Here is a 25,380-nt window from a genome sequence, read left to right as displayed (position 1 = left end):
TTTGGTAAGAAAAAATCCTGGCAGTGCTTCTGCTGCTACTTGCGGCCACTTCCGCATCCCACTTCCGCATTCCAATTCACATCATTGCCGGCCACATCGCCGGATGCCTTCGATCCAGCTATCGTGGCGGAGTTCCAGTTGCCGGCAAAAAGATCGGCAAAAAAATTATACATGCACCAGGATATTGTTAAATTAATCGATTAGAATCATAGGCTTGTGAGAAGTTTGGATCGGCAATGAGATCGGCAAAAATGTTCAGTGAAATTCACCAGTTCGAACCGACATGGCCAAGTGACCGGCTGTGGCGGGATTTGCATCCCGTTGCTGAAAATATTGTCGTGGCATCCGTGAAGTTGACGGAAAAAGCCCATGCCACGACCCGATCCGCCATCCGGGCGCTGGTGCGGCAGATGAATTCCTACTACAGCAATCGGATCGAGGGGCAAAGCACGCATCCGCTGAACATCGCCAGGGCGCTAGCAAACGATTTTTCCCAGCGGCCTGATGAAGCGCGACTGCAGCGCATCGCGCTGGCTCATATCGCGGCCGAGGGAACGTTGGAAGGGGAGTTGCACACACAATTACCGCTGACGTCGACTTTCTTGATCATGGCGCACCGTGAAATGTACCAACGCTTGGCGGTAGAGGATCGATTGTCCGACGACGGGATGGAAATCGTTCCAGGCCAGTTGCGATTGCAGGACGTCGAGGTCGGGAAGCATGTTGCTCCCACCGCGCAGTCGGTGCCGAAGTTCCTGCACCGGATGGACCAGCAGTATGGCGTGGCACGCGGCTGGGAAAGTGCCTTGATCGCCGCCGCCTGTGCCCATCAACGTGGCGCATGGGTACACCCATTTGCTGATGGGAACGGCCGGGCGACGCGCTTGCAGACACATTGCGCTTTATGGAAGCTGTCGGAAGGCTTGTGGTCTCCAAGCCGTGGCTTCGCTCGTGACACGTCCAGGTACTACGCTGCGTTGCAGGCGGCGGACATGATGCGCCAGGGTGATCTCGATGGCAGGGGCAATCTCAGCGAGAAGGGCTTCTCGACCTGGCTGCATTACTTCCTGGATGTTTGCCACGACCAGGTCAGCTACATGTCGAAGCTACTAGACCTCGACGGTGTGCGCCAGCGCATCGAAGCGTTGGTCATCCAGCGCAGCATTGCGGACAAGGGCTACCGCCGCGAAGCGGTCTTGCCGCTGTTCCATGTGTTTGCCTTGGGGCCCGTCACCCGTGGCGAGTTTGCCCAGATGACCGGGTTGGGGGAGCGTACGGCGCGCTCGCTGATGGCCAAGCTGCTCGACGATGGCTTGCTTGTCAGTGATCACCGGGTGGGCCCCGTTCGCATGGGGTTGCCGTTGAATGCACTCAATACCCTTTTTCCTGCCCTTTACCCCGAAGTGAACCAGCCGCTGATCTGAAGTCCTCCAGCTCACGCATGGTGAACAAGCTTTCAGTGAAGGTGTTGGCGCCGCGCATGGATTTTCAGGGCGCGGAATCGGGGAGGTCAGGATAACATTGGCCCGCCTCGGCGGATGACTTACCGAGGCGGTATTTCAGCAGCCTGCTAGCGTGCCGCGCTTTGCAAAATGACCTGACTCCTCAAGTCACGGATAATCCGCGTCAGGATGCCAAACATAGAATGGTATTCGCTGGCTGTGCACACGGCGCCAGGATGCTTGAACCCGAGAATACGTTTTACGACAATCTTGCCCGATTCCATCAAATATTCGGACCGATACTCAAAATTATCGTCTTGCAGTGAGACGGATTTCGGTAAAGCCAGCGCGCTCAGAGTCGCAGGCAACGTATAACTTGCGCGCTCTTCCACTGCCAGGTTCAGGCAAATGAAATCCTGGCTCCTGTTCCCTGCTATCGTCAGCGGCGTCAAGCTATTGCGCAAATCATTGGTCAGACTGCTATCCAAGGTAATGGCAACCGGCCCAGGCAAGTCCACGAACTCGTTTTCATGCCCGCTGAGTTCGACTGTCACGTTATCCCGGGCGGCGCTGGCCTCGACTTTTTTTATACTTCCCGCGCCGTTCTTTCCCTTGGATGAGACCAATTTCTTTACCACATAGTCCAGGTCCGACTGCATGGCATTATCGACAAAATAAATCACTTCGCCCGCCGCCTTGCCCCGGGTGGTCTGGCGCTGCACGAAATTTGCCGTACCATTGCCCAGCACCTCGATTTCTGATTCATTTTTAATCAGGTGCAACTGTTGCCGAGGTGTATGTGCGATGGTACCTGTATGCGTAAGTAATACCGCTTTATCGATGTCGCCGTCGGGCAAATAATTTTCACTCGTGGCAGCGGAAGTGGAGTCCAGGTACAAGTCCAGGCCAGGCACGTAGGTAATGACGTGATTGAACGTGGTCGGGACCGAAGGCAGTTTGTAGGAAGGCCCCTGGTTGATCAGCGCCGGTGTACTGTCGATGCCTGCTGCCTGGAGCAGGGCTTCCATAAGGGTAACGTGATCTTTGCAATCGCCATAGCGATTGTCGAGGATGGTGAGCGATGAATGGGGTACCACGCCACCCGGCCCCACATAAACCGCAACGTAGCGAATATTTTGCCGTACCCAATTATGAATTGCCCTGGCCTTTGCACCTGGATCGGCCAGATTGCCGACTATCTGTTTAGCAAGCGCAGTTATCCTGGCATCGACAATGACCTTGCTGCTGGCCCGCACATCATAGGCTCGCGCCAGGGCAGCGTAATCTGCAAATGTAGAAACAAACAATCTGCGGCCATAATCGGTGTAGGCCACCGCACCGGCCTCGATAGGCTGGTTCTCGCCCGGCACGTAATCCCAGCGATAGATTTTCCGGCCCGCTCCGGCTACCGGCTGCGCAGCGCGGAAGCCCATGCTATCCGCATACAAGGGCAATTCTTCAGGCATGTCATAGGTCATGCTCATCCGTCCGACCGCATTAAATTCACCCAAGGTGACGTCTTCGAACTGGCCGGGATATAAAGGCTGGGTACATATCACCCTATAGGTGTAGACCAGCCGGTCTCCGACGGCCACCTCCGGAAATATCAGCACCTTCACCCGGCTATCCTGGAACATCGGTGCTTCGGTCGAGATGCGTTCCTGCTGATCCTTTATCTGGTCCGGCTTGACCAAGACGCGGCGCCCGTCCGGTTTTTGCGTATAGGCTTGCACTACCTCGATTTTTTGCAGGGAGCTGTTATAAATGATCGGTTGCTGCGCCAACGCCTTGACCGCCCGCTCTTCCTTAATCAACAAGACATGCTCTGTGGTTTGCACATAGCTGCCATCCTTATTTACCACATAATGCCCAACAAAGCGCTCATGGGTAAAAGATGTATCTGTGCCGTCATCGCCAGCGTAGGCAATGTTGATGCAACCGAGCAAACCAATTGAGATAGCCGCTAATATATTTTTAAAAAACATCATTGCGGGCGCTAGTAGGTTTCACTGGTGGATCGGATAATTTTTCCCACAAGTTCCTGAAGCATATTTTCAATAACAGCGCGGCCAGCATAGAATAAATTTCAATAATTCCACCGATAATAGCCCCCTTAACCAGCCCCGCTGCAATTAAACTGCCGGCCACCTCAGAAAAAACTACGCCGGCGGCGCGAGTAAGCGGGAGATAGCTAATCAGGGCCAAGACAATGACAGGCACCGAAAACAAGTAATTCCTTCGCAATCCATCATTAACAAGATACATCGACACCTCCTGGCTATACATCGTAAATAAATTCAATTTCCTCATCGCTTGAAAGCGCGGGACTCCCGGCGCAGAGCTAGCCGAGCCAGCCTAGGCGTGCCCAACCTGCAATGCGGGTGCCTGCGCAACTGCCGCCTTGGGAACCGCTATCAATTTGCCATTTTGCAAACTTAATACCCGGTCCGCGATGGCTATCGTTTGCGGGCGATGCGCGATCATTACCCGGCTAATCTTGAGTTCTGAGATGGCTTTTCCGATGCGGGCTTCATTTTCGATGTCCAAATGACTGGTCGCCTCATCAAGGAACAGGATTTTAGGCCGGCGATACAATGCTCTCGCCAGTAAAATACGCTGCTGTTGTCCGCCCGATAAGGCCGTACCCATGTCGCCTATCAGCGTATGGTAACCCATCGGCATGGTGTTGATTTCATCATGAACCCCCGCGATAACCGCACATTCTTTTACCCAAGCCTCAACAGGTTTTTCGTCCATAAAACTAATGTTATCAAAGACGGTACCCGCAAACAGTTGATCGTCCTGCATTACCGTGCCGATCAGACTCCGGTATTGGGCGTGACTAATGTGGCTGAGATTTATTCCGCCGAGCTTGACCTGTCCAGCCACCGGCGCCAATATTCCCAGCATAATTTTGAAGCAGGTGGATTTTCCGCTGCCGGATGCGCCAGTAATTGCCACACATTCCCCTGGCCTGATTTCCAGACTGACGCCATCCAGAATAGACTCATCATCCGAGTAACCATATGTGATGTTATCCAGTGTCAGCGTCAGATCGTCAGGAATGTCATGCTTGCGGTAGGCATGCGACTCCTCGGGCGCCGTCAACAGGATATCGCCAAGACGTTCTGCCTGCAGATGCAACATGCGAAAATCAATAACGCGATCAATCAGCAGATTAACGCGTGAAGAAAACTGCTCCTTATACGTGAGAAACGCGAACAGCATCCCCAGCGACATCGCGTGTTCGATCACCGCGGATGCTCCCAGCCATAAGACAGCAGCCCGTTCCAGCGTGGCCAAATAGGACCAGCTGACATTGAACATCAGATTCAATTTCTGCGTGCCCAGGTTCGCATTAGTGGCATCCACCCATAAATTCATCCAGTTATTTCTGCGCGCCTGCTCCCGGTTCGACAGCTTGATGCTGCGGACACCGCGTATCGTTTCCAGAAAATAAGTCTGTTCCTTGGCATTCTTTGCAATCACGCCCATTTGGGCCATGCGCAGCGCGCCGAAACGCGCCCACCGCCAGATGCCGTACAGCACCACGGCGGAAAGCGTCACCGCGGCCAACTTGGGGCTATAGATCGTCATCATGACGAACGTACCCAGCGCCAGCAAACCATCGAGGACAGCCTCCACTGCCGAGTTGGTCAACGTTTGTTCAATGGCATGGACGGCGCCGAAGCGGGACACGATATCCCCCAGATGGCGGCGCTCGAAGTAGCTCACCGGCAACTTCAGCAAATGTCCCATGACATTGGACATCCATTGCAAATTAAATGTCGTGCTGATGTACAGCCCTATCCAGGAACGCAAGACGCCAATCGTTGCGTTAGTCGTCCCCAGCAACACCAGCCCCATGCCAAGCAGGGTCAGCAGGTGCGTATCCGCGCTGACGATGGCGCCGTCCATGATCCATTCGCTGAGCACAGGCATCACCATCGCCACGGCTTCCAGTACAACGGCAAGGACAAGGAGATGGACCAGGCTGCGTTTGAGCCCGACCAGATTGCCGACAAGCTGAGACAGGGGGATCGGCGGCTGGCGCGCCTTGCGCGTGAATGTCATGCCAGGGGTCAACTCCAGCACGACGCCGGTGAAATGCCGCGACACATCCTTCATGGAGATTCTCACATCCCCTACCGCCGGATCATGCACTGTCGCCCATTCGCCGCGAACCGCTTTCAGGACGACGAAGTGATTCAGGTTCCAGTGCAGGACAGCCGGCGTTTGCACTTGCGCCAGCTCATCGAGATCGACCCGGAGTGCGCGCGTATACATGCCTAGCTGCTCGGAGATGGCGATCAGTTGCGCCAGCGTTGTTCCTTTCAGCGAAACGGGGAAGCGCTTGCGCATTTCTGGCAAGTCGACATGGTGCCCCAAATAGGAGGCAATCATTGCTATGCAGGCTAGCCCACACTCGGATGCTTCCGTTTGCAGTATGAAGGGAAGCTTACGGGCGATACTGAAATTAAGTTGCATCATCTGCTCAACAGCGGTTCCATGATCCATTCGTAAAGACGTCGGGTGTCCAGTTCGATCTCCGCAGAGATTTGCATGCCGGGCTTGAGCGCCCGCGGCAGGCCGTAGGCATGGATGGTTTGTTGATCCAGCTGGACTTGAATGACATAGGCCGGCTCGTCGCTTATGCCGCTAGGAATGAGGCGCGCGCTGCTGGAAATTTCACTCAACAGTGCCGGGGTGCCCGCCATCGATTCAACTTGGCCGGTGAGCATGCCAAAGCGCTGATAAGGATAGGCATCGAGCTTCATCTTGACATGCTTCCCCGGGCCTATGAACCCCAGGGCGCGGCTGGGAGCGTAGAGATGGGCCTGTAGTTGGCTGTTCCTCGGAATAATAGTGATTAAAGGCACACCTACCGATGCGGTTTGATTCTTGTTAATGGAAAACGAGGCGATCACCCCATCGCAGGGCGCCAGCAATGACCACGCATGACCCCCGATGTGATTATTGAGTTCCGTCTGTGTCGAGGAAATATTCCTTGCGAACTGCGCCTCTGCTACGGCCTCCCGGGCCGGTGCCACGGCCAGCAGCCGCGCGACCCGGTGTATTTCGGCGTCGTTGGTAATCTTTTGATTTTGCATTGCCTGCAGGCGCAACTGCTGATCCAGCATCTCTTCGCGCTTGCTTTGCACCTGCAATTCCGGGACGAAGCCCGACTGCTGCAGTTTCTCGAACCTCGCCAGCCCATCTTCCACGACTTGCACACGGTTCGCCTGCACCTTTATCTGGGAGATCAAGTTTTCCTGCGCACGACGCAGCGACGCCAGTCCCTCGCTTGACACGGCGGAATCTGCCTGCTGCAGGACACGCGTTTCCCGGCGCTCTTTTTCAAGCGTACCCAGTCGTATCTTCAGTTGCGCATCCTCGTTTTCTTCCATCACCTGTCCGGTCGCCGTGCCACGATCCGAGGTAAAAATCAGCAGCACTTCCCCCTTCCTTACCTCCTGTCCTTCACGGACATGCGATGTCACCAGGCGGCCGTTCTGGGGAGCGTACAACTTGACGACGCCGTCGCGCGGCTCCAGCACTCCCTTGACCTCGGTTCTACGGGTGTAATGGCACAGTACCAGGGCAAGACAAAGCGCGACCAAGATGCAGGAAGCGACGATCACCAGCAGGGTGTGCGACAGCGGCTGGATTAACACCACCTGACCCAGTGCACGTTTGTGATCGGAATCCAGGACTTCATCGCGAAACAAAGATGAGGACAAAATAAAACTACCTAAAAAACGCCATGCAGCCAAAACCAGTGGTCTTATTAAATGCTTTTACCCGGTAAATCCGCGAGATTAAATAAGGCGAGGAATTATCAAATTTTGCCGGGATAGCGCCACATACCGCCGGACAGGATAAATACACCGGAAAAAATGCACAGTTACCGTCGCATTTATCTTTTCCATCGCCCCCGACTGAATGTCGGTTTTAATTGGGTGCGGCAGTATCCCGACTTATCTACGAAGCTTAAGGACGCCATTTTTTATCGGCGTCCTTTATCCTATTTAATCAGGTGCCTTTGGCGGTAATGGCGGTGGTGGCGGTGGTGGTGGCGGTGGCGGTGGTGGCGAAGGCGGCCGCGAGCAAAACACGCCGGCCGCGCCGCCAATGGTAGCTTGCGAGGTGCCATTGCCACCGATACCGCCAACAGCCGCACCAGCAATGGCGCCGCAGGCGGCGCCACTCACCGAACCACCGCTGGCTGCGTAGCCGGCGGCTCCGCCGGTAATTGCGCCGGCGACTGCGCCACCTATCCCCGCTCCTGCGCCAGAAACGAGCTGCAGTTCGTCCTTCTTAATATATCGCATTGGTATAAATCCTTATTGCTATATTATTAACTTCACAATTCCCTGTTCAGGCAGTGAAGTGCACGATGTTTGCATAAGGCGCCCTCTGCAAACGCTGCGAATTATATATTCTAAAAAAATATCAATGCAATAAGAAAATAAAAATTAATGCAAGGAATTTAAAATAAATATTTTTAGCCGTTTGTATAGTCGAAAAGTCGTTTCTGGACGACGAAATCCGCATAGAAAGGCTGAGCAGGGCATTGCTGACCTGTGCGAGACCATACTGGACAGGAATGAAGGCCCATGGGGTGCAAGGGGGCGGAAGTTCGAATCTTCTCGCCCCGACCAATAGATCCAACGGATAGGCCAGTCTTCGGACTGGCCTTTTTCGTATCTGGCGGAGGCGCCAGTGGTGAGTTTTTAATGGATATTATTTTGGCGCTTAAGAACAAAAACAATACACCAATGGACAATATATTGGCCATCATGCAGCCGCTGGCCAGAGTCCTGTCGGCAAGTATCTAACAGCTTGCAGCGATGCCGATGCCGCCCAACACCCGCATCGGGAAATTGCTGCCGCATCACTGGATATCGGCCGACTATGGAAAGCTCAAGTCCAAACCAAGCATCCTGCCAGCGACGAAGGTGACGAGCCCCAGGCCCAGGAGCGACAGCGCGAAAACGACGGCCACCTTGCCGCCCGCGCGTACCACCGCGCGCATCTCGTCCGCCTGTTCTTTCCCCTTCTTCCCTTGATCGTAATGCCACTTGATGGCGAAGAACATGCCCGTGCCGAGCACGAGGAATTTGAACGTAACGAAGACTACAGGGACCCAATCCATCATTTTGCGTATTTCCAGGCGATTACTTGAGAAAACGGCAGCGACGGCCATGCAAGGATGCTGCCGCTACACATCCTGAGGCATACTACCTAAAAGCAATATCCATACATTGAGACAAAATGTCCCAGGTGAAAACCATACAAGATGAAAATTCGCCAACGTGGTTGCCGCGCTTGGCGGCGCACGGTGAGCCACGTTTTTTGCAAATTGCGGATGCGTTGCAGGCGGCGGTGACAGACGGCGCGCTGAAGCCGGGTGACCGCCTGCCTCCGCAGCGCCAGTTGGCGGCGCAGCTGGACGTCGACCTGACGACGATCACGCGCGCATACGACGAAGCCAGGCGCCGCAACTTGCTCGAGGGCCGCGGTGCTCGCGGCACCTATGTCGCGGCGCCGAAAGTCGAATTGACCTCGATCCTCGACCTGAGCATGAATACTCCGCCGCCGCCGGATGGCGTGGACTTCGACGACCTGTTGAAACAAGGTTTGTCTCAAGTACTGATGCGGGCAAATAATGAATTGCTGATGACTTACCACCTGGCCGGGGGAAGCGACTCCGACCGGAAAGCTGGCGCCAAATGGCTCGAACCGATGTTTGGGCATCTGGATTCCCGGCAGGTCGTGGTCTGTCCGGGCGCGCAGGCGGCGATCGCCGCATCGATGCTTGCGCTGACGGAGCCTGGCGATATCATCCTGGCGGAGCCGACGACTTACCCCGGCTTGCGTGCCGCGGCGACCCAATTCGGCCGGCGCATCGTTGCGGTGGACGTGGACAAGCACGGAATGGTGCCCGAGATGCTGGAGGAAGCGTGCCGCCGGCACAAGCCCGGGCTGGTCTATCTCAATCCGACCTTGCAGAACCCGACCGCCACCACCATTCCGGAACGCCGGCGCAAGGAGCTCGCCGGCATCGCGAAGCGCTGCAATGTACGCATCGTCGAGGACGATCCCTACTGGCTGCTGGCCGATGCGCCGCCACCACCGGTTGCCACGTATGCCCCGGAACACGTGCACTACATCGCCACCCTGTCGAAATGCCTGACGCCCGGCTTGCGTGTGGCCTTCGTGCTGATACGCGACCCGCACCAGCGCGAGCGTTTCTTGGCCGCGCTCAGATCCTTTGCGCTGATGGTTGCTCCCCTGACGGCCGCACTGGCCACGCAATGGATCCTCGACGGTTCGGCCGACAGATTGTTGGAAGGCGTCCGCAACGAGGCGCGCCTGCGCCACCGGATGGCTCGGGATATTCTGGCGGGGCGGTACAGCGGCTTTGGTGATGGCCTGCATGTATGGCTCGAGTTGCCGGCGTATTGGAGCCCGTCGCAGCTTGCGCGCGTGGCCGACGGCGAGGGCATCGCGGTCACGCCGGCGGAGGCATTCGCAACCGGCAGCGGATCCGTGAATGCCATCCGGATTTCCTTGGGCAGCATCAAGGACCGTGGACGCTTGCAGGCCGGGCTTCAACGACTGTCGCATCTGCTTGCGCGGCGGCCCGAGTCGTTCAGCGCTGCCGTGGTTTAACTGACCAGGAAGCTCTGTGCTTCATCGGGGGATTTTCCCAATTCACGATTGCCCAGCCATTTGCAGCCCAAGTTTTTTAAGCAGCGCCCTGTCATCCTCCGCTTCCGGATTGTCCGTGGTCAGCAGCTTGTCGCCATAAAAGATGGAGTTCGCGCCGGCCAGGAAGCACATCGCTTGCACCACATCACCCAGTTCCCTGCGACCTGCCGACAGGCGAACGCGCGCCTTGGGCATGGTGATGCGCGCCACCGCGATGGTGCGCACGAACTCCAACGGATCCAGCGGCTCCCGGCCATACAGCGGCGTGCCTGCCACCTGCACCAGGTGGTTGATCGGCACGGATTCCGGATAAGGATTCAGGTTGGCTAATTGCGCGATCAGGCCGGCGCGCTGCACGCGCGTCTCGCCCATGCCGACAATGCCGCCGCAGCATATTTTCAGGCCGGCTTCGCGGACACGGCCGAGCGTGTCCAGGCGGTCCTGGTAATCGCGGGTCGAGATCACGCTGTTGTAGAAATCAGGCGCCGTGTCCAGATTGTGGTTGTAGTAATCCAGGCCCGCATCCTTCAGGCGCTGCGCCTGGTGCGCTTCCAGCATGCCCAGCGTGGCGCAGGTCTCCAGGCCCAGCGCCTTCACCGAGCGCACCATGTGCTCGACTTTTTCCATGTCGCGGTCCTTCGGACTGCGCCAGGCGGCGCCCATGCAGAAGCGGGTGGCGCCGTTGTTCCTGGCTTCCTTGGCCGCCTGCAGCACGGTGTCAAGGTCAAGCAGTTTGCTGGCTTCGACGCCGGTATCGTAGCGTGCCGCTTGCGGGCAGTAGGCACAGTCTTCCTCGCAGCCGCCGGTCTTGATCGACAGCAGTGTGGCCAGTTCGATCTCGCCCGTCGGGAAGTTGGCGCGGTGCGCTTGCTGCGCCTGGTGGATCAAGTCGGTGAACGGCAATTCGAACAGCGCCAGTACGTCGTCGACAGGCCACGTCGCGGCTGGACCGGGAGTCGCGGCCGCCTGCCGATATAGCGGAACAGGTTTCAGATGATGGGTTTGCATTTGTCTGTCCTCGCCGTTACCTTGCCGCGATATAAGCGCGCCAGCCGCCGTAATGCGAAATGTCCTCGGCACTCGCCAGCGCGAGCGCATCGCAGGCAAAGCCCTGGACCGACGAGCCGTCCGCCAGCGTGATGGTGCCGATGCCCAATGGCCACGGGATCATGGCGACGAAGCTGCCGTAGTGCTCCACCGGCATTTCCCAGACCTCGACGATAATCGCGCTGCCTTCATTCGGTGCGACGCGGACCATGCCCGGTTTCGGGGGCGTCGTGCCCGGCAAGGCGTATAAGCGGTAGTCCGGCGCGGTGCGCGTCTCGGCGACCAGCACCGCGTGGCGCTCGGTCAACTGCTTGTTGAGCGGCATGCCGGAGAGATGGGCGCCGACGACCGCCACCCGCACGGTGGCCGGTGCGGGCGCGTCAAACAGGGGGACTGCCGGCGGCAGCGGCCTTCCGGTGGCGCCCATGCCGAGGCCCGTCGCGTGGTGGTAGCGCTGGCCGAGGTCGGCGATGCGCAGGTCGGATCCACAAGGTCCAATGAAGGTGACGCCGAACGGCAGTCCGTCGGCGCGGATGCTGCTGGGGACGGAAATGGCGGCATAGTCGAGCAGGTTGACGAAGTTGGTGTATGCGCCCAGGTTGCGGTTGAGGGCTACCGGGTCCGCCTGCATTTCTGCGATGGTGTAGTGCGTCGGTGCCGTCGGGACAAGCAAGACGTCGATGTCGTCCCACATCGGCGTCACCCGTTGCGCCAGTTCCCGCAAGCGGCGCTGCGCATCGACCAGGTCCGCCGCGCTGAACTTCCGGCCACCCGTCAGGATGCCGCGCACCGGCTCGATGATGTCGGCATCGTGCGCATCGACGAATTCGCGCAAGGCCGCATAGCGTTCCGCAACCAGTGCGCTGTCGTACAGCAGGCTTGCCGCCTGCGCCAGGGGGGCGTAGGCAATCGTCACCTGGACGCCACCCAGCGAAACCAGCCGGCTTACCGCGTCCTCGAAGGCACTTTCCGCTGCGGCGTCGCCAAAAAAGTTCAGGACATCCGGCACACCGAAACGGAAGCGGGGCGGGAAGGGGCTTTGCGACACGTCCAGTTGGCGCGAATACGGGTCTGCGGCGTCGTATCCGCGGGCCACTTGCAGCACCTGCACGGCGGTGGCGACGGTGCGGGCGAAGATCGACACACAGTCCGCGCTGGGCGCGGCGGGCACGACACCGCGCGCGCTTAACAGGCCTCGCGATGGCTTGATGCCCACGATATTATTCAGGCCGGCGGGCACGCGGCCGGAGCCCGCGGTATCGGTACCCAGCGAGAAGTCCACCTGGCCGGTCGCGACAGCGTATGCGGATCCGGAACTGGAACCGCCGCTGACGTAATCGGCATTAAAGCTGTTGGGGACCGCGCCATAGGGTGAACGCGAGCCATTCAGGCCGCACGCAAACTGGTCCAGGTTGGTCTTGCCAACGATGCCGGCCCCCGCCTGGAGCAAGCGCTCGACGACGTGGGCATGACTGGCAGGCGTATACGAATAAGCGGGGCAGGCGGCGGTCGTGGGGACAGAAGCGACGTCGATATTATCCTTGACGGCGAACCGCAGCCCCGCCAAAGGCAAGGGCCTGGACGGCACGGCATCGGCATTGGCGTCGGTATATATCGGCGTATCGAACTTGATGATCCATTCGGGCGAGGCCTGGGTGGTAGGGGCAGTGGAATTCATATGGATATCCTGTGTTGTTCAAGGCAGATGTCGCCGGTTTTCCGTGTTGGCGCCATAGCGGGGCCCGCAAGCGCCGCGCGGATGCGCCGCAATCAAGAGCAACGTTTTCCAGCACCAGCGCAGCAATTCTTGTGCGATGTTCATGCGGTCCCCGGCTTAGAAGGCGTAGCTGACGGATGCCAGCAATTGATTCTTTTGTTTGACGCCGAACCGGTTGTCGCCACCGAGGATGCCCTGCAGGGTCCACGTCACGCCGGTTTCGCCGATCGGCTGGCTGACGCCCACGATCAGGTGGCGGAATCCACCCGATACCGGTGCGCCGCCCGGCAGGCAGCCGTTGTCGAAGAAGCTCTGGCCGGCAGGGCAGGCCACGCCCAGCGCGGTATCCGTCGAGCCAAGGAATTTGCCTTGCTTGCGATACGTGTAATAGCCCAGCGATGCGTTCAGCGTCAGCGCATACGGCAGCGGGTGGGTCAGGTTGAGTGTCCAGTAGGTATCGCCCTTGTTGCCCCACACGACGTCGCTGAGCAAGGTCTGTGCGCCCAGCGTGAATTCGCCATAGCTGGCCGCCAGTTTGGTCTCCAGCGCATTCGAATGCTTGCCGTTGACATAGACATAGCCGGTGACGCCGACCGTGTACGAAAAATCGCCGGCCTTGCCGTTGTAGCCCCCGTAGAGATCGTTCTCCACGGATTTCTTATGCTGGAAATCGGTGATGCTGCGGTTGCTGTACGACTCGCCCAGCTGCTTGTACGAATAATTGATCATGCTGCCAAAATAGCCCGCATACAAGCCGGAAGGATCGGACCAGTCGGCGCCCCATTGCAGCGCCGGACGGCGCGATTCCGGCGCATCCGCGCCCGGGTTGCCCAGCGGCGCGCCGGGACCGTAGGTTTCGGTGACGCCCCGCAGGACATAGCGGCTGACCAGGTCGACGTGGCCGGTCCAGGCCGGGGCAGGGACCGTATCCTCCGCCAGTGCAACGCTGGTGCACGTGACGATCATGGCGGTAACAGCGGAAACAGTGATTTGGCGATAAAGCATGTAACGCTCCTATTAGTCTGCTGCGTGAGGTTTGAAAACTGCGATACGTTGGCCGGCATTGACCGGCGTGCCTTTGGCGACCAGCCATTCGGTGACGACGCCCGCGGCGCCGGCCCTGAGGGAAATTTCCATCTTCATGGACTCGAAAATGGCGATGGGATCGCCGCTTGCGAGCGCCTGGCCCGGCTCCGCGAGGATTTGCCAGACGCTGCCCGGTACCTCCGCCGTCAGGTATTCGCAACCGACAGGGAGCTCGGCGCCTTCGCTGTCGCCGCCGGCGGCTTCCTCCCCCACGAAGTCGGCCTGGCCGTTGGCGATCCAGCGTTCGCGCTCGGCGTTGAAGGCCGCCTGCTGGCGCTCCTTGAAGACGGTGATGGTCTCTTGTTCCCGCGCCAGGAAGCGGTTGTAGTCGGCCAGCGAGAACGTGGTTTCCTCGATGCGGATGTCGAAGCGGCCAAGCGGGAAGTCTTGCCGGTGGCGCAGCAGCTGTTCTTCGCTGACTTCGTAGAAGCGGATCTGGTCGAACAGCCTCAGCAGCCACGGATGGCCGTCGCGGAAGCTGTCGGTCTGGCGGTAGCGGTTCCACATCTGCACGGTGCGGCCGACGAACTGGTAGCCGCCCGGGCCTTCCATGCCGTACACGCACATGTAGGCGCCGCCGATGCCGACCGCGTTTTCCGGCGTCCACGTGCGCGCCGGGTTGTACTTGGTGGTGACGAGGCGATGGCGCGGATCGACCGGCGTCGCCACCGGCGCGCCGAGGTAGACGTCGCCCAGGCCCAGGACCATGTAGCTGGCGCCGAACACCACGTCGTAGACATCCTGCTCGCTGGCCAGGCCGTTGATGCGGCGGATGAATTCGATATTGCTGGGACACCAGGGCGCGTCCGGCCGTACCGTGGTCTGGTATTTCTGGATTGCCAGCTGGGTTTGCGAGTCGTTCCATGCCAGTGGCAGGTGCACGATGCGCGATGGCACCACGATTTCATCGACCGAGGGCGCATCCCGGAGCACGCCGTCGATCAGGCCGATCAGCCTTGCTGCCGGCAGCTTGCGGTGGTCGAAGTGGATTTGCAGCGAGCGTATGCCCGGCGTCAGGTCGATCACGCCAGCCGGCGCGGCGCGCTCGATGGCCTGCATCAGCGCGTGCACCTTGAAGCGCAGCGTGATGTCCAGCACCATGTCGCCGAATTCGGCCAGCAGGTAGTCGTCCCCTGCGCGGCGGTACAGTACGCGCGTGCCGTCGCTGTAGGCGCCCTGGCCGGCGATGGCGGGACAGTTGTCACCTTCGCCGGTGCGCACCGGCGCGGGCAGCGCGGTGCCGAGCTCCAAACTGCTTTCCAGCGCCGCGCGCATCGTCACCGCCTGTTCCGGCGTAACGCGGATGAAGCGGACTTTGTCGCCCGGTTTCAACTGGCCCATTTTCCACAGGTCCGCCGAGACGATGACCGCGGGGCAGACGAAGCCGCCCAGGCTCGGGCCGTCCGGCCCGAGGATCACCGGCATGTCGCCGGTAAAGTCGATGGAGCCGATGGCGTAGGCGTTGTCATGGATGTTCGATGGATGCAGGCCGGCTTCGCCGCCATCGGTGCGCGCCCAGCGCGGTTTTGGACCGATCAGGCGCACGCCGGTGCGGCTGGAGTTGAAGTGCACTTCCCAGTCCGTGCCGAAGAACATGGCGATATCGTCATCGGTGAAGAAGTCCGGCGCGCCGTGCGGGCCGTAGTGAACGGCGATGTCCCAGTGGTGGCTGTATTCCTGCACGGCGTGGGCCGGTCGTTGCGGCGGCAGGTCGTGCGCCGCGTGCAGCTTCAGCACATCGCCGCTGCGCAACGCGCGGCCGCCGTGGCCGCCGAAATTGCCGAGCGTGAAAGTGGAGCGGCTGTCCAGATACTGCGGCGTATCGAAGCCGCCGCTGACGGCCAGGTAGGCGCGCAATCCCGCGCCCCTGATCCCCGCCAGCCGCACCGTGTCGCCGGCCTGCACGCTGTGCGCCTGCCAGTTGGCGAGTGGACGTTCGCCGCCGGCGCCGGTCAGCGTGGCGCGCATGTCGGCGCCGGCCAGCGCGATGTGGGTGGCGCAGTTGAAGCGCAGCGTCGTGCCCTTTAGCGTCATCTCCATCGCGGCGGCGGTGGCGGCGTTGCCGAGCAGGTGGTTGGCGTAGCGGTGCGCGTAGGCATCCATCGGGCCGGACGGCGGAATGCCGACCGCCCACAGGCCCACGCGGCCGGGATAGTCTTGCAGCGTGGACTGGATGCCGCCGTCCAGCACGTCGATGGTGCGCGGCTGGTAGGGCATGGAAGCCAGGAATTGCGTGGTCTGGCGCCCTTGCTGGAACAGCGGATAGTCCAGGATCGTGGCCAGATAGGCCAGGTTGGTCTCGATGCCGTCGATGCGCGTGGTATCGAGCGCGCTGCGCAGCGTGGCGATGGATTCCGCGCGGCTGGCGCTGTGGATCAGCAGCTTGGCCACCAGCGGATCGTAATACGGACTGACGGTCACGCCGCGTTCCACCCATGTATCGACGCGCAGTCCCGGCGCGAATTGCACCTCGGTCAGCACGCCGGATGACGGCTGGAAGTTCTTGGCCGGATCCTCGGCGTACACCCGCAGCTGCATCGCGTGGCCGTTGCTGCGCAAGCTTTCCTGGGGAGGCAGTTCGAAACCGGCGGTTGCCGCGCGTATCATCCATTCGACCAGGTCCACGCCGAATACCAGTTCGGTCACGCCATGCTCGACCTGCAGGCGCGTGTTCACCTCCAGGAAGTAGAATTCACCACTGTCCGCGTCCAGCACATATTCCACGGTGCCCGCGGAAAGATAGGCGATCGAGCGCGCCAGCCGCACGGCGGTGTCGGCCAGCGCCGCGCGGGTGGCCGCGCTGATGCCGGGGGCGGGCGTTTCCTCGATCACCTTCTGATGGCGGCGCTGCACCGAGCAATCGCGCTCGCCCAGCGAGACCACGTTGCCGCGTCCATCGCCAAAGATCTGCACTTCGACATGGCGCGCATTGCGGACGAACTTTTCAAGGTACATGCCGCTGTTCTTGAAATTGTTTTCCGACAGGTGCTTCACCGACGCATAAGCGGATGTCAATTCCTCGACATCGGCGCACAGGCGCATGCCGATGCCGCCACCGCCGGCGGTACTCTTCAGCATGACCGGGTAGCCGATGCGCCGGGCGCTGTCGAGCGCGGTTTCCAGGTCCGGCAACAGTTCGGTGCCCGGCAGCAGCGGCACGCTGGCTTGCTGCGCCAGCGCGCGGGCGGTGTGCTTGAGGCCGAATTCACGCATCTGGCCCGGGCGCGGGCCGATGAAGACGATCCCGGCCTCGGCACAAGCTTCCGCAAAGCCTGCGTTCTCGCTCATGAAACCGTAGCCAGGGTGGATGGCTTGCGCGCCGGTACTGCGCGCCGCGTTCAATACGGCGGTGGCGTTCAGGTAACTGTCGCTTGCGGCGGCGGGGCCCACGCAAACGGCTTCGTCGGCCAGGCGCACGTGCAATGACTCCAGATCCGCTTCGGAATAAATGGCCACCGTCTTGATGCCCATTTGACGGGCGGTACGGATTACGCGGCAGGCGATCTCGCCACGGTTGGCGATCAGGATTTTTGTGAACATCGCTTAGGCCTCCGCATCCCACACCACGAAGCGCACCGGCGTCGGGTTGTAAGCGTTACAGGGGTTGTTCAGTTGCGGGCAATTGGAGACCAGCACCAGCACGTCCATCTCGGCGCGCATCTCGACATACTTGCCCGGTGCGGACAAGCCATCCTCGAACGTCAGCCCGCCCTCCGGCGTGACCGGCACGTTCATGAAGAAATTGATATTGGGCGCCAGGTCGCGCTTGCCCATGCCACGGTCCAGCCGCGTCAGGGCGATCAGGAAGTTGTCGCGGCAGCTGTGCATGTATTTCTTGTCCGCGGCGTAGCGCACGCTGTTGCTCTCGGACGCGCAAGCGCCCCCCAGCGTATCGTGCCTGCCGCAGGTGTCGGCGGTGATGGTGAGCATCGCGTTGCCGCGATTGGAACGCAGCACCGAGCCGGCGCCGAGGTAGACGCTGCCTTGCCGTTGCAGCGTATCGGTGGCGCTGTAGCTCTCGGTCGTATCGTGCTCGTTGTAAAACAGCGTATCGACCGCCTGGTTGCCTTCGAGGTCGATGATGCGCAATGTCTGGCCGCGCTTGACCACGTGGGTCCAGGGCTCGCCGGCCGCGTGGGTATAGTCGAACACCGCGTGGGCGGGATCGAAGGTGCTGGTCTGCAGTGTGTGCATGGTGATTTTCCTAGCGGTAGACGCGTTCGGTATTGGTATAGCCGCGCTGGTTTTCAGGGCAGGACAGGCGGCACTTGTCGTCAGGCCCCGCGACGCCGGAGTGCCACGCAACGATGGCAACGCCGCCCGGGGCGTACTCACGTGATGGCGACAATGGGTGCGGCGCGGTCGACAGGACGACCAGGGTGTCCATCTCGAAGCGCAGCTCGACGTGGCTGCCGGCGCTGGAATGGTTGGGGGCATGGACGAAGCGGCCGTCCTGGTCCACGCTGACTTTCGAGAACAGGTTCAGGCTGGGCATCAGGTCGCGCCAACCCAGGCCCCACTTGCCGAGCTCGATCAGCAGGCTGTCCCTGCCGTTGCGGTACATGGCGTTGCGCCGTTCCTGGTAGCGGCCCTCGCCGTATTTTTCCCGTACCTGTGCGGCGTCGGAAAAGCCGCACAGGGGATCGTGCCAGCCCACGGTATCGCTGGTGATGGCGGCGAGAATCCGGCCCATGTCCGAGTACAGCACGTGGCCTGCCGTCAGGTGGGCGGTATGCTGCGCCTTCAGCGTATCCGGCAGGTTGAGGCGCTCCAGCCGTTCATCGGCGCGGTACAGCAGCAGGGCAACGTTCGCGGCGCCTTCCTGGTCGGTAAAGCGCAGCGTGGTGCCGCGCTTGACGCAAAACGACAGGTGGCTTCCGCCGGGAACGTCCTCACTCCACAGCAATGCCGAAGCGTCGGGATGCGGCGTCTTAATTTCCATGTTGATGCTCCGTGAGTTTCTTCAATTGTTCGAGGTCGGTCTTCATGCCGGATGTTTCGCGGATGCGGTCCAGGATCCGGCGTTTGAGTTCGGTAAATTCCGGGGCCAGCTTCAAGTCCTGATGCCTGTCGGGGCCGAAGGGCACGTCGAACACCGAATCGATACGGCCTGGACGCGGCGCCATTACCACCACGCGTTGTCCCAGGTAGATCGCTTCTTCCACGTCGTGCGTGACGAAGACCACGGTGGTCTTTTCCAGCAAATAGAGGTAGCGCATCAGGTCGTGCATGACTTCGCGTGTCTGCGCGTCGAGCGCGCCGAACGGCTCGTCCATGAGCAGCACGTCGGGGCGCACCATCAGGGCGCGCGCGATGGCGACCCGCTGCTGCATCCCGCCCGACAGCTCCGCCGGATAAGCGTGCTTGACGTGCGACAGTCCCATCAGCGCCAGCAGCGCGTCGCTGCGGCCGGAGGCCTGCTCCACGTCGGCGGACGTCGTGTTATCGCGATGAAAGTGCAACTTCCGGCAAAAACGGATGTTTTCCATCACCGTCAGCCATGGGTACAGGCTGTAGCTTTGAAATACCATCGCGCGGTCAGGTCCCGGGCCATCCACCGGCCGCCCGTTGCATGCCAGGCTGCCAATCGAATATTCCTCCAGGCCGCCGAGCGTGCGCAGCAAGGTCGACTTGCCGCAACCGGAGGCGCCGACCAGCGTGATGAATTCACCGGCAGCAATATCGAGGTTAATGTTGTGTAGTGCCTGGGTGCGGCGCGCACCGGCGCCGTAATGCTTGTCCAGATGGCGGATGCTGATTTTGTTCACAGGGTTTGTCATGGTTCAGGTCCGCAAGTGATGCCAGGGAAACGCCCTGCGATGCAGCCAACGGAAGGCTTGATCGGTCAACAGGCCGGCCAGGCCGATCAGCAAGATGCCGGCGAAGATCTTGTCGGTCTGCAGGAAGCGCTGCGCCTTCAGGATGGAAAAGCCCAGGCCGGAACTGGCCGCGACCAGTTCCGCCACCACCAGGTACGTCCAGGAGAGCCCCATCATGGCGCGCAGCGTGTCGAACATTGCCGGCCACGCGGCTGGAATCAGCACGTGCTGGATCACTTCCTGGTTGGTGGCCCCCATGGTCCTGGCCGCTTCGATGGGGGCCGTCGGCACCCGCATGATGTCGCCGGCAATCAGCAGGATCATCTGGCAGAAGGTGCCGATGAAAATCACTGTCACCTTGGCGCTCTCGTCGATGCCGACCCACAGCATGATCAGGGGAATGAACGCCACCGCGGGCAAATAACGGCTGAAGTCGATGACCGGTTCCAGCAGTGCGCGGGCGGGCGGAAAAGCGCCCAGCAGTATGCCGAGCGGAAGCGCGAGCAGGACCGACAGCGCAAAGCCGCCGTACACGCGGCTGATGCTGATGCCCACGTCGGCTGCCAGGTCGCCGTCCAGCGCCCACGTCTGTACGCTGGCGAGGACTTGCTGCAAGGTCGGCAAGAACACCGCGTCAACCCAGCCGTTGGATGAGATCAGCACCCAGGCGGCGCACGGCAGCAGAAAACCCGTGGCGGCAAGGGCCAGCAGCACGCCGCGCGGCAACTCCCCACCCACTGCCCACGGGGAACGCCGGTTGCGCACGCGCACCGGCTCCTGCGCCTGGGCCGGGCGGTCATTCATGTTCGACATGGCAGCCTCTTATTTTTTCAGGGCGTCCAGCAGCAAGGACTTGTCGATGCCGCCGCCGAAGTCGACCGCGCCTTCGACCAGCTTGTTCGCACTGAGGAATTGGTGGATGGTCGGGCCCACCGCCACCAGCGATTTGGGATTGGCCGGGTCCATGGCCGCCAGGTTGTCCGCCGGGTTGAAGAAGCGCGTCCCGGGCAGGAACACCTGGTATTCCGCGGGTTTCATGCTCACGACTTTGGACATGATCTGCAATGCTTCCGCCGGGTGGTTGCGGATGAAATCCTCGGTGTCGAACCACGCCTTGATCATGCCCACGAGTTCCGCGCGCCGGGCTTTGTCCGCCAGGGCTTTATCCTGCGCGACCAGTAAATCCGGCACCAGGCCGGGCATGTCCCTGGACGTGAACAGCGCGCGGCCCTTGCCGCTGCTTTCAATCCGCGACACCCACGGATTCCACACCACTGCCGCATCGACGCGGCCCGACATGAACGCTGCCGCCGCATCGCCTGCGGAGAGATTGACGATCTTGACGTCGCCGACCGACAGGCCGTTTCGGCTCAGCGCATTGGCCAGTACGAAGTGGGAAATGCTGAACTGTTCCAGTGCGATGGATTTGCCTTTCAGGTCGGCGATGCTGCGGGTCTTCGGGCCGACCATCAGGGCGTCATTGCCGGCCGAGTTATCGTTGACCAGGATGGCTTTGACTTTGACCTTCTTGGCCAACGGCGTCATGGTATCGGACCAGGTCTGCGAGTTGGCATCGAGCTGGCCGGTGGACAGCGCCGAGATGGAATCGCTGTAATTGGCAAACCACACCAGCTTGACCTTGGCGCCATGCGCGGCAAAGAAGCCTTTCTGTTCGGCGACGTACCAGGCCACCCAGCCAGGCCAATCGGAGACGCCCACTTTGACTTCTGCCGCAGCCGGGGCAAGCGCGCCCAGCGTCAAGGTCACACTGAGGAGGGAAGAGAGTAGATTGCGCAGAACGCGCGGAGAAAAGGCGAATCGCATGAGCAAACCTCCGAGGAAATTAAAAGGACGAGAGGCGAGCATCACATTGCGAATGTGACGACCTCCCGGGCTTTTATCCCTCCGTGGAGCTCCGAACCAACTGCTTTCGAAGCCGGATGCTCTCGGTCCAGACATCGCGCGGTGGCGACCGGAACCCTAGCGTCCATGCTCAAGAAGCGCTACTGGCAAAGTCTGCCGCGCCTCTCGCTTGCCTACCTATAAGCAGGATGTGTGCCATCCAGGAAGCGGCTAATTTGGGCTCAATTCCGGCTATTTCGGTGCACGTTCGGATACCGATGCCCCGTTCGGTTGCACCGACAATGTGCGGGCTGCACCATTGAGGGGCGAGGCGCACTCGGCAAAACGTACTCGCTGGGATGTACTCGTTTATTGCTTGATGAACATGGCATTTGAGTTGAAATTCATTTATGTTTGATTTTCACGGGACGTGAATATTTACATTGATTGAAAATTTCCATGGATTTTCATAAAATGTACTTATTCACGATCCGTGAAAAATAAAAAAAATTGAAATTCAAGTCAAGATGAACACTCTCGGACATACCCTGGAACGCGATCGTAAGCAGGTTGAGGAAGCCTTGGCGGCGCTGCAGGCCCATACCGGTATCGGTGGCGTTACCAATGCCGTCGAGGTTCTTCCTGGCAGATCCTATGTCGTGGACGCGCGGATCGACCTGCACGTCGAAAACGAAACACACCACTACCTGGTCGAGTGCAAATCCTTCATCGACCGCAAGGCCCAGGTCGAGCAGGTCCGGCGGCAATTTAGCGACCTTGGCACTGAGGGCGTGTTGGTCGCGCCTTACCTCAGCCGGGAACTTGCCGAGTATTGTCGCAAGATTGGCCAGCAGTTCATCGACACGCATGGCAATGCCTACCTTCGTGGCCCGGGCTTGTTTGTATTTGTCAGCGGTGAACGGCAAGAAGACAAACAGCGGACGCCACGGGCGTCCAAAGGCATCGCCAATGCGGCCAGTTTGCGCGTGGCCCTGGCTTTGCTCGGGGCGCCGCATCTCGTCAATGCGACGTTCAAGAACATCGCCGCCGCGGCAGGTGTGTCGTTGGGAACGGCCAACAACACCATTGATGAGTTGGCGCGCCGTGGCTACCTGATCAACAAAGGTAGCGCTCAGCAACGGAAACTGTTGGAGCCCATGCGTTTGCTCGACGAATGGGCAATCAACTACCCATCCGTGCTGCGCCCCAAATTGTTGCGCCGCCGCTTCAGTCCACCCGACCGCGAGTGGTGGATGCAAGAAAGCCTGGCGGATTGCGCGGCCGTATGGGGAGGGGAGGTCGCCGCGCATGCCTTGACCAACTACCTGAAACCTGCCACGCAAGCCATCTATGTCCGCGCTGACAAGGTGGACGACACCACCCGTCAACTGGTCAAGCATCATCGGCTCAGGCCCGACCCCAACGGGAGTGTCGAATTGCTTGAAAAATTCTGGCATTCTGACCTGGAAACCAGGCCGGGAATCGCACCGCCTATCGTCGTTTATGCGGAGTTGCTGGCGCTGCTGGACCCGAGGACGTACGAGACTGCCGACCTCATCAAGGAGAAATGGATTGACCCCACGTTCGGTTAAACCAGAGTTCCCGATCGACGCGATCACCATCGAGATCCTGCGTGCGGTCGCGGCCAGCGCCCAGGCGGCAGGTATCGATTACATGCTGGTAGGCGCAACGGGGCGCGATATCCTGCTCAAGCATGTATTTGGCTTGGCGCCGGACCGCGCGACCCGCGACGTGGACTTCGCCGTGGCCGTCAAGGATTGGCAGCAATTCGAGGCGCTTAGACAGAGATTGCTGGCGACTGCCCAATTCAGTGCGGGCAAGGCGCCGCAATGCCTGGTTTATCAGGGCGAGTCGGGGCGTCCTGGCGTGCCTGTCGACCTGGTGCCGTTTGGCGGCGTCGCACAAGGCAATGAAATCGCATGGCCACCTGACATGCAGGTCATGATGAATGTGGCGGGATACACCGACGCGATTGCTGCAGCCGAGGAAGTCAACTTTGCGCAGGACTGCACTGGCAAAGTGGTGTCGCTTCCAGGCCTGGCCGTGTTGAAATTGGTGGCATGGTCTGAGCGGGGTAAGGAGAACGCCAAGGATGCGATTGATCTCTTTCATCTGATGACGCATTACGTCGATGCTGGAAACGCCGATCGCATCTATGAGGAAGCGGCCATCATCGAGGCGGTGGACTATGATCCTGTACGGGCCGGGATTGCGCTGCTAGGCAAAGATATGGTGCGGCTGGCCAGTGACGAAACCATCGAGCTGCTCAGGCACATCATTGACCGGGATTTCGACCGCCTGGCATTGGCGATGATTAAATCAAGGCGGATGCTGGACGACATTTCTCAGCAGGTGGAAAGTCAGTTGCGATTGCTTCGGGAATGGCTGAACTAAGGCGCCCTGTCCACCTATGTCAAATCCCTGAAACTGGGAAAAATGCTCCAGTATGAATACTCACCGGAACTCCTGGCCAGTAAAAAGTAGTGCAGGTGCAGTGGAAGCGCTGTTGGATACGGCTGGGTCATAATACTGCCCCGCGTCATACGGTCGGCATGCAAACCGCAGTGGTAGTGCCTGGACGCAGCGTCACCGGCACCACGATCTCGCGTCGTGGTCCACCGTCAATCAGCTGTTCGGCCAGGGTAATGGCTTCCACGGCGATGCGTTCGATATCCTGCACCACCGTGGTCAATTCGTATGGCATACCAGGCAGGCCATCGAAGCCAACTACCGATACTTGCTCTGGCACCTTCAGACCCAGGTCCTCCAGCGCGCCGATGGCGCCGACGGCCATTTCGTCGCTGGCGCAGAACAAGGCCGTGAAGCGCAATCCGCCCTCACACGCGCGCCGCACCGCGCGATAGCCGCCCAGCACTGAAAATTGCCCGTCCAATTCCAATTCCGGGCGCGGCGCGATACCGGCTTCCGCCAGCGCGGTGCGGTAGCCGTGGCGGCGATCAACATCGGACTGCTGCGCAGTCTGCATGCCGACGAATCCGATCGTCCGGTGTCCCAATTCCAGCAGGCAGCGGGTGGCGGCCGCGCCACCGCCGGCATCGTCTGGCACCACATAAGCGGCATCAGGCTGGTGCCCCAGCACCACCGCCGGCACCTTGCGGCGGGCCAGCAGCGCCAGACGCTCTTGCACTTCGTCCGTGTTATGCAACAGTACCGCGTCCGGCAGGCGGGCATAACTTTCCAGCGGCGCGCTCATCTCGACAAAGCGGGTGCCGCGTTCGCCGGCCACTTGCACCAAGGCACGCCAGAACGAGGTGAAGTAGGGGCCGAAGCCGCCCTTGTTCAATGAGATGCCAACGCTGTGACCCGAACGCCGACTCAGCTCGCGTGCGGTCGGGTCCGGGGTGTAGCCGGATGCGTCCATCGCGGCCAGGATGCGCTGGCGGGTTTCCTCCGCCATGCGTCCTTTGCCGTTCAGGGCCCGGCTCACCGTGCCCTTCGACACGCCGAGATTCAATGCAAGTTGGTCCAACGTCATCTTCACTACTGTTCTCCCTGGCCTTGGCGGGTCATCCCAAAGCGGCATGATACCGCCATTTGTCCGTGCCGCTGCAAGTGCCGCGATGTTGCGCTGCAAAATAGGAAAAAATTGCAAACAAACCTGCGCCGTTGCATAATGAAATTGTTGAGCAACCGGTTGCTCAAAATTAGACAACCGGTTGCCCAGCTGGAA

At 60.1% G+C, this 25,380-nt stretch carries 19 protein-coding genes and 1 riboswitch; of the genes, 4 read left to right on the top strand and 15 right to left on the bottom strand.

The window, feature by feature from the left end; translation table 11 throughout:
* Positions 1 to 236: 236 nt before the first annotated feature.
* Positions 237 to 1,424 (top strand): Fic family protein, encoded by a 1,188-nt coding sequence (locus GJ700_RS24770; protein WP_229507229.1) that lies wholly within the window; start codon positions 237 to 239, stop codon positions 1,422 to 1,424.
* 146 nt (positions 1,425 to 1,570) lie between these two features.
* On the opposite strand, the gene GJ700_RS24765 is transcribed toward GJ700_RS24770, so the two are convergent.
* From GJ700_RS24765 to GJ700_RS24745, 5 genes are all read right to left on the bottom strand, one after another.
* Complete coding sequence (locus GJ700_RS24765; RefSeq protein WP_154378979.1) at positions 1,571 to 3,430, bottom strand: DUF3857 domain-containing transglutaminase family protein; 1,860 nt, start codon at positions 3,428 to 3,430, stop codon at positions 1,571 to 1,573.
* Positions 3,417 to 3,707 (bottom strand): hypothetical protein, encoded by a 291-nt coding sequence (locus GJ700_RS24760; RefSeq protein WP_154378977.1) that lies wholly within the window; start codon positions 3,705 to 3,707, stop codon positions 3,417 to 3,419. The genes GJ700_RS24765 and GJ700_RS24760 overlap by 14 nt, the downstream gene beginning before the upstream one ends.
* Positions 3,708 to 3,797: 90 nt before the next feature.
* A complete protein-coding gene (locus GJ700_RS24755) occupies positions 3,798 to 5,930 on the bottom strand; it encodes a peptidase domain-containing ABC transporter (RefSeq protein WP_229507237.1) in 2,133 nt (710 codons plus the stop codon).
* A complete protein-coding gene (locus tag GJ700_RS24750) occupies positions 5,930 to 7,216 on the bottom strand; it encodes an HlyD family secretion protein (protein WP_154378974.1) in 1,287 nt (428 codons plus the stop codon). Before GJ700_RS24750 ends, GJ700_RS24755 begins: the two co-directional genes overlap by 1 nt.
* Positions 7,217 to 8,355: 1,139 nt before the next feature.
* Entirely contained in the window at positions 8,356 to 8,601 is a 246-nt protein-coding gene (locus GJ700_RS24745) for a hypothetical protein (protein ID WP_154379157.1), read from the bottom strand.
* A gap of 116 nt (positions 8,602 to 8,717) precedes the next feature.
* On the opposite strand from GJ700_RS24745, the gene GJ700_RS24740 reads away from it, so the two are divergent.
* Positions 8,718 to 10,118 (top strand): aminotransferase-like domain-containing protein, encoded by a 1,401-nt coding sequence (locus GJ700_RS24740; protein ID WP_154378972.1) that lies wholly within the window; start codon positions 8,718 to 8,720, stop codon positions 10,116 to 10,118.
* Positions 10,119 to 10,160: 42 nt separating this feature from the next.
* On the opposite strand, the gene bioB is transcribed toward GJ700_RS24740, so the two are convergent.
* The 9 genes from bioB to GJ700_RS24695 all read right to left on the bottom strand — a co-directional run bounded on the left by bioB (position 10,161) and on the right by GJ700_RS24695 (position 21,650).
* A complete protein-coding gene (gene bioB, locus GJ700_RS24735; RefSeq protein ID WP_154378969.1) occupies positions 10,161 to 11,165 on the bottom strand; it encodes a biotin synthase BioB in 1,005 nt (334 codons plus the stop codon).
* A 16-nt stretch (positions 11,166 to 11,181) separates the two neighbouring features.
* Positions 11,182 to 12,882 carry an allophanate hydrolase gene (atzF, locus tag GJ700_RS24730; protein ID WP_154378967.1) on the bottom strand — a complete coding sequence of 567 codons (1,701 nt, stop codon included), beginning with the start codon at positions 12,880 to 12,882 and terminating at the stop codon, positions 11,182 to 11,184.
* Positions 12,883 to 13,038: 156 nt separating this feature from the next.
* Complete coding sequence (locus tag GJ700_RS24725) at positions 13,039 to 13,926, bottom strand: TorF family putative porin (protein ID WP_154378965.1); 888 nt, start codon at positions 13,924 to 13,926, stop codon at positions 13,039 to 13,041.
* Between the two features lie 12 nt (positions 13,927 to 13,938).
* A complete protein-coding gene (gene uca, locus GJ700_RS24720) occupies positions 13,939 to 17,547 on the bottom strand; it encodes an urea carboxylase (protein WP_154378963.1) in 3,609 nt (1,202 codons plus the stop codon).
* Between the two features lie 3 nt (positions 17,548 to 17,550).
* On the bottom strand, positions 17,551 to 18,201 hold the full coding sequence (locus tag GJ700_RS24715) for an urea amidolyase associated protein UAAP2 (RefSeq protein WP_154378961.1): 651 nt from the start codon (positions 18,199 to 18,201) through the stop codon (positions 17,551 to 17,553).
* 10 nt (positions 18,202 to 18,211) lie between these two features.
* Positions 18,212 to 18,949, bottom strand: coding sequence for an urea amidolyase associated protein UAAP1 (locus GJ700_RS24710; protein ID WP_154378959.1), 738 nt, complete (start codon positions 18,947 to 18,949; stop codon positions 18,212 to 18,214).
* The gene (locus tag GJ700_RS24705) at positions 18,939 to 19,775 is read right to left on the bottom strand and encodes an ABC transporter ATP-binding protein (protein ID WP_371868112.1); all 837 of its coding nucleotides are present in this window, start codon (positions 19,773 to 19,775) and stop codon (positions 18,939 to 18,941) included. Before GJ700_RS24705 ends, GJ700_RS24710 begins: the two co-directional genes overlap by 11 nt.
* Before the next feature lie 15 nt (positions 19,776 to 19,790).
* Positions 19,791 to 20,639 carry an ABC transporter permease gene (locus GJ700_RS24700; protein WP_229507228.1) on the bottom strand — a complete coding sequence of 283 codons (849 nt, stop codon included), beginning with the start codon at positions 20,637 to 20,639 and terminating at the stop codon, positions 19,791 to 19,793.
* A 9-nt stretch (positions 20,640 to 20,648) separates the two neighbouring features.
* Positions 20,649 to 21,650, bottom strand: coding sequence for an ABC transporter substrate-binding protein (locus tag GJ700_RS24695; RefSeq protein ID WP_154378955.1), 1,002 nt, complete (start codon positions 21,648 to 21,650; stop codon positions 20,649 to 20,651).
* Positions 21,651 to 21,710: 60 nt separating this feature from the next.
* A riboswitch (guanidine-I (ykkC/yxkD leader) is annotated at positions 21,711 to 21,821 on the bottom strand.
* A gap of 374 nt (positions 21,822 to 22,195) precedes the next feature.
* Here GJ700_RS24695 and GJ700_RS24690 point away from each other — a divergent pair.
* Both GJ700_RS24690 and GJ700_RS24685 read left to right on the top strand, forming a co-directional pair.
* Positions 22,196 to 23,260, top strand: a complete 1,065-nt coding sequence (locus GJ700_RS24690; RefSeq protein ID WP_154378954.1) for a type IV toxin-antitoxin system AbiEi family antitoxin — start codon at positions 22,196 to 22,198, stop codon at positions 23,258 to 23,260.
* On the top strand, positions 23,241 to 24,083 hold the full coding sequence (locus GJ700_RS24685; RefSeq protein WP_195764008.1) for a nucleotidyl transferase AbiEii/AbiGii toxin family protein: 843 nt from the start codon (positions 23,241 to 23,243) through the stop codon (positions 24,081 to 24,083). Before GJ700_RS24690 ends, GJ700_RS24685 begins: the two co-directional genes overlap by 20 nt.
* Before the next feature lie 145 nt (positions 24,084 to 24,228).
* Here GJ700_RS24685 and GJ700_RS24680 read toward each other — a convergent pair whose 3' ends face one another.
* Positions 24,229 to 25,185, bottom strand: a complete 957-nt coding sequence (locus GJ700_RS24680; RefSeq protein ID WP_154379153.1) for a LacI family DNA-binding transcriptional regulator — start codon at positions 25,183 to 25,185, stop codon at positions 24,229 to 24,231.
* Positions 25,186 to 25,380 lie beyond the last annotated feature (195 nt).

This window comes from Pseudoduganella rivuli (assembly GCF_009674485.1).
Taxonomy (GTDB): domain Bacteria; phylum Pseudomonadota; class Gammaproteobacteria; order Burkholderiales; family Burkholderiaceae_D; genus Rugamonas; species Rugamonas rivuli_B.
The sequence above is the reverse complement of the archived record's forward strand: the minus strand, read 5'-3'. Positions and strand labels throughout refer to the sequence as shown.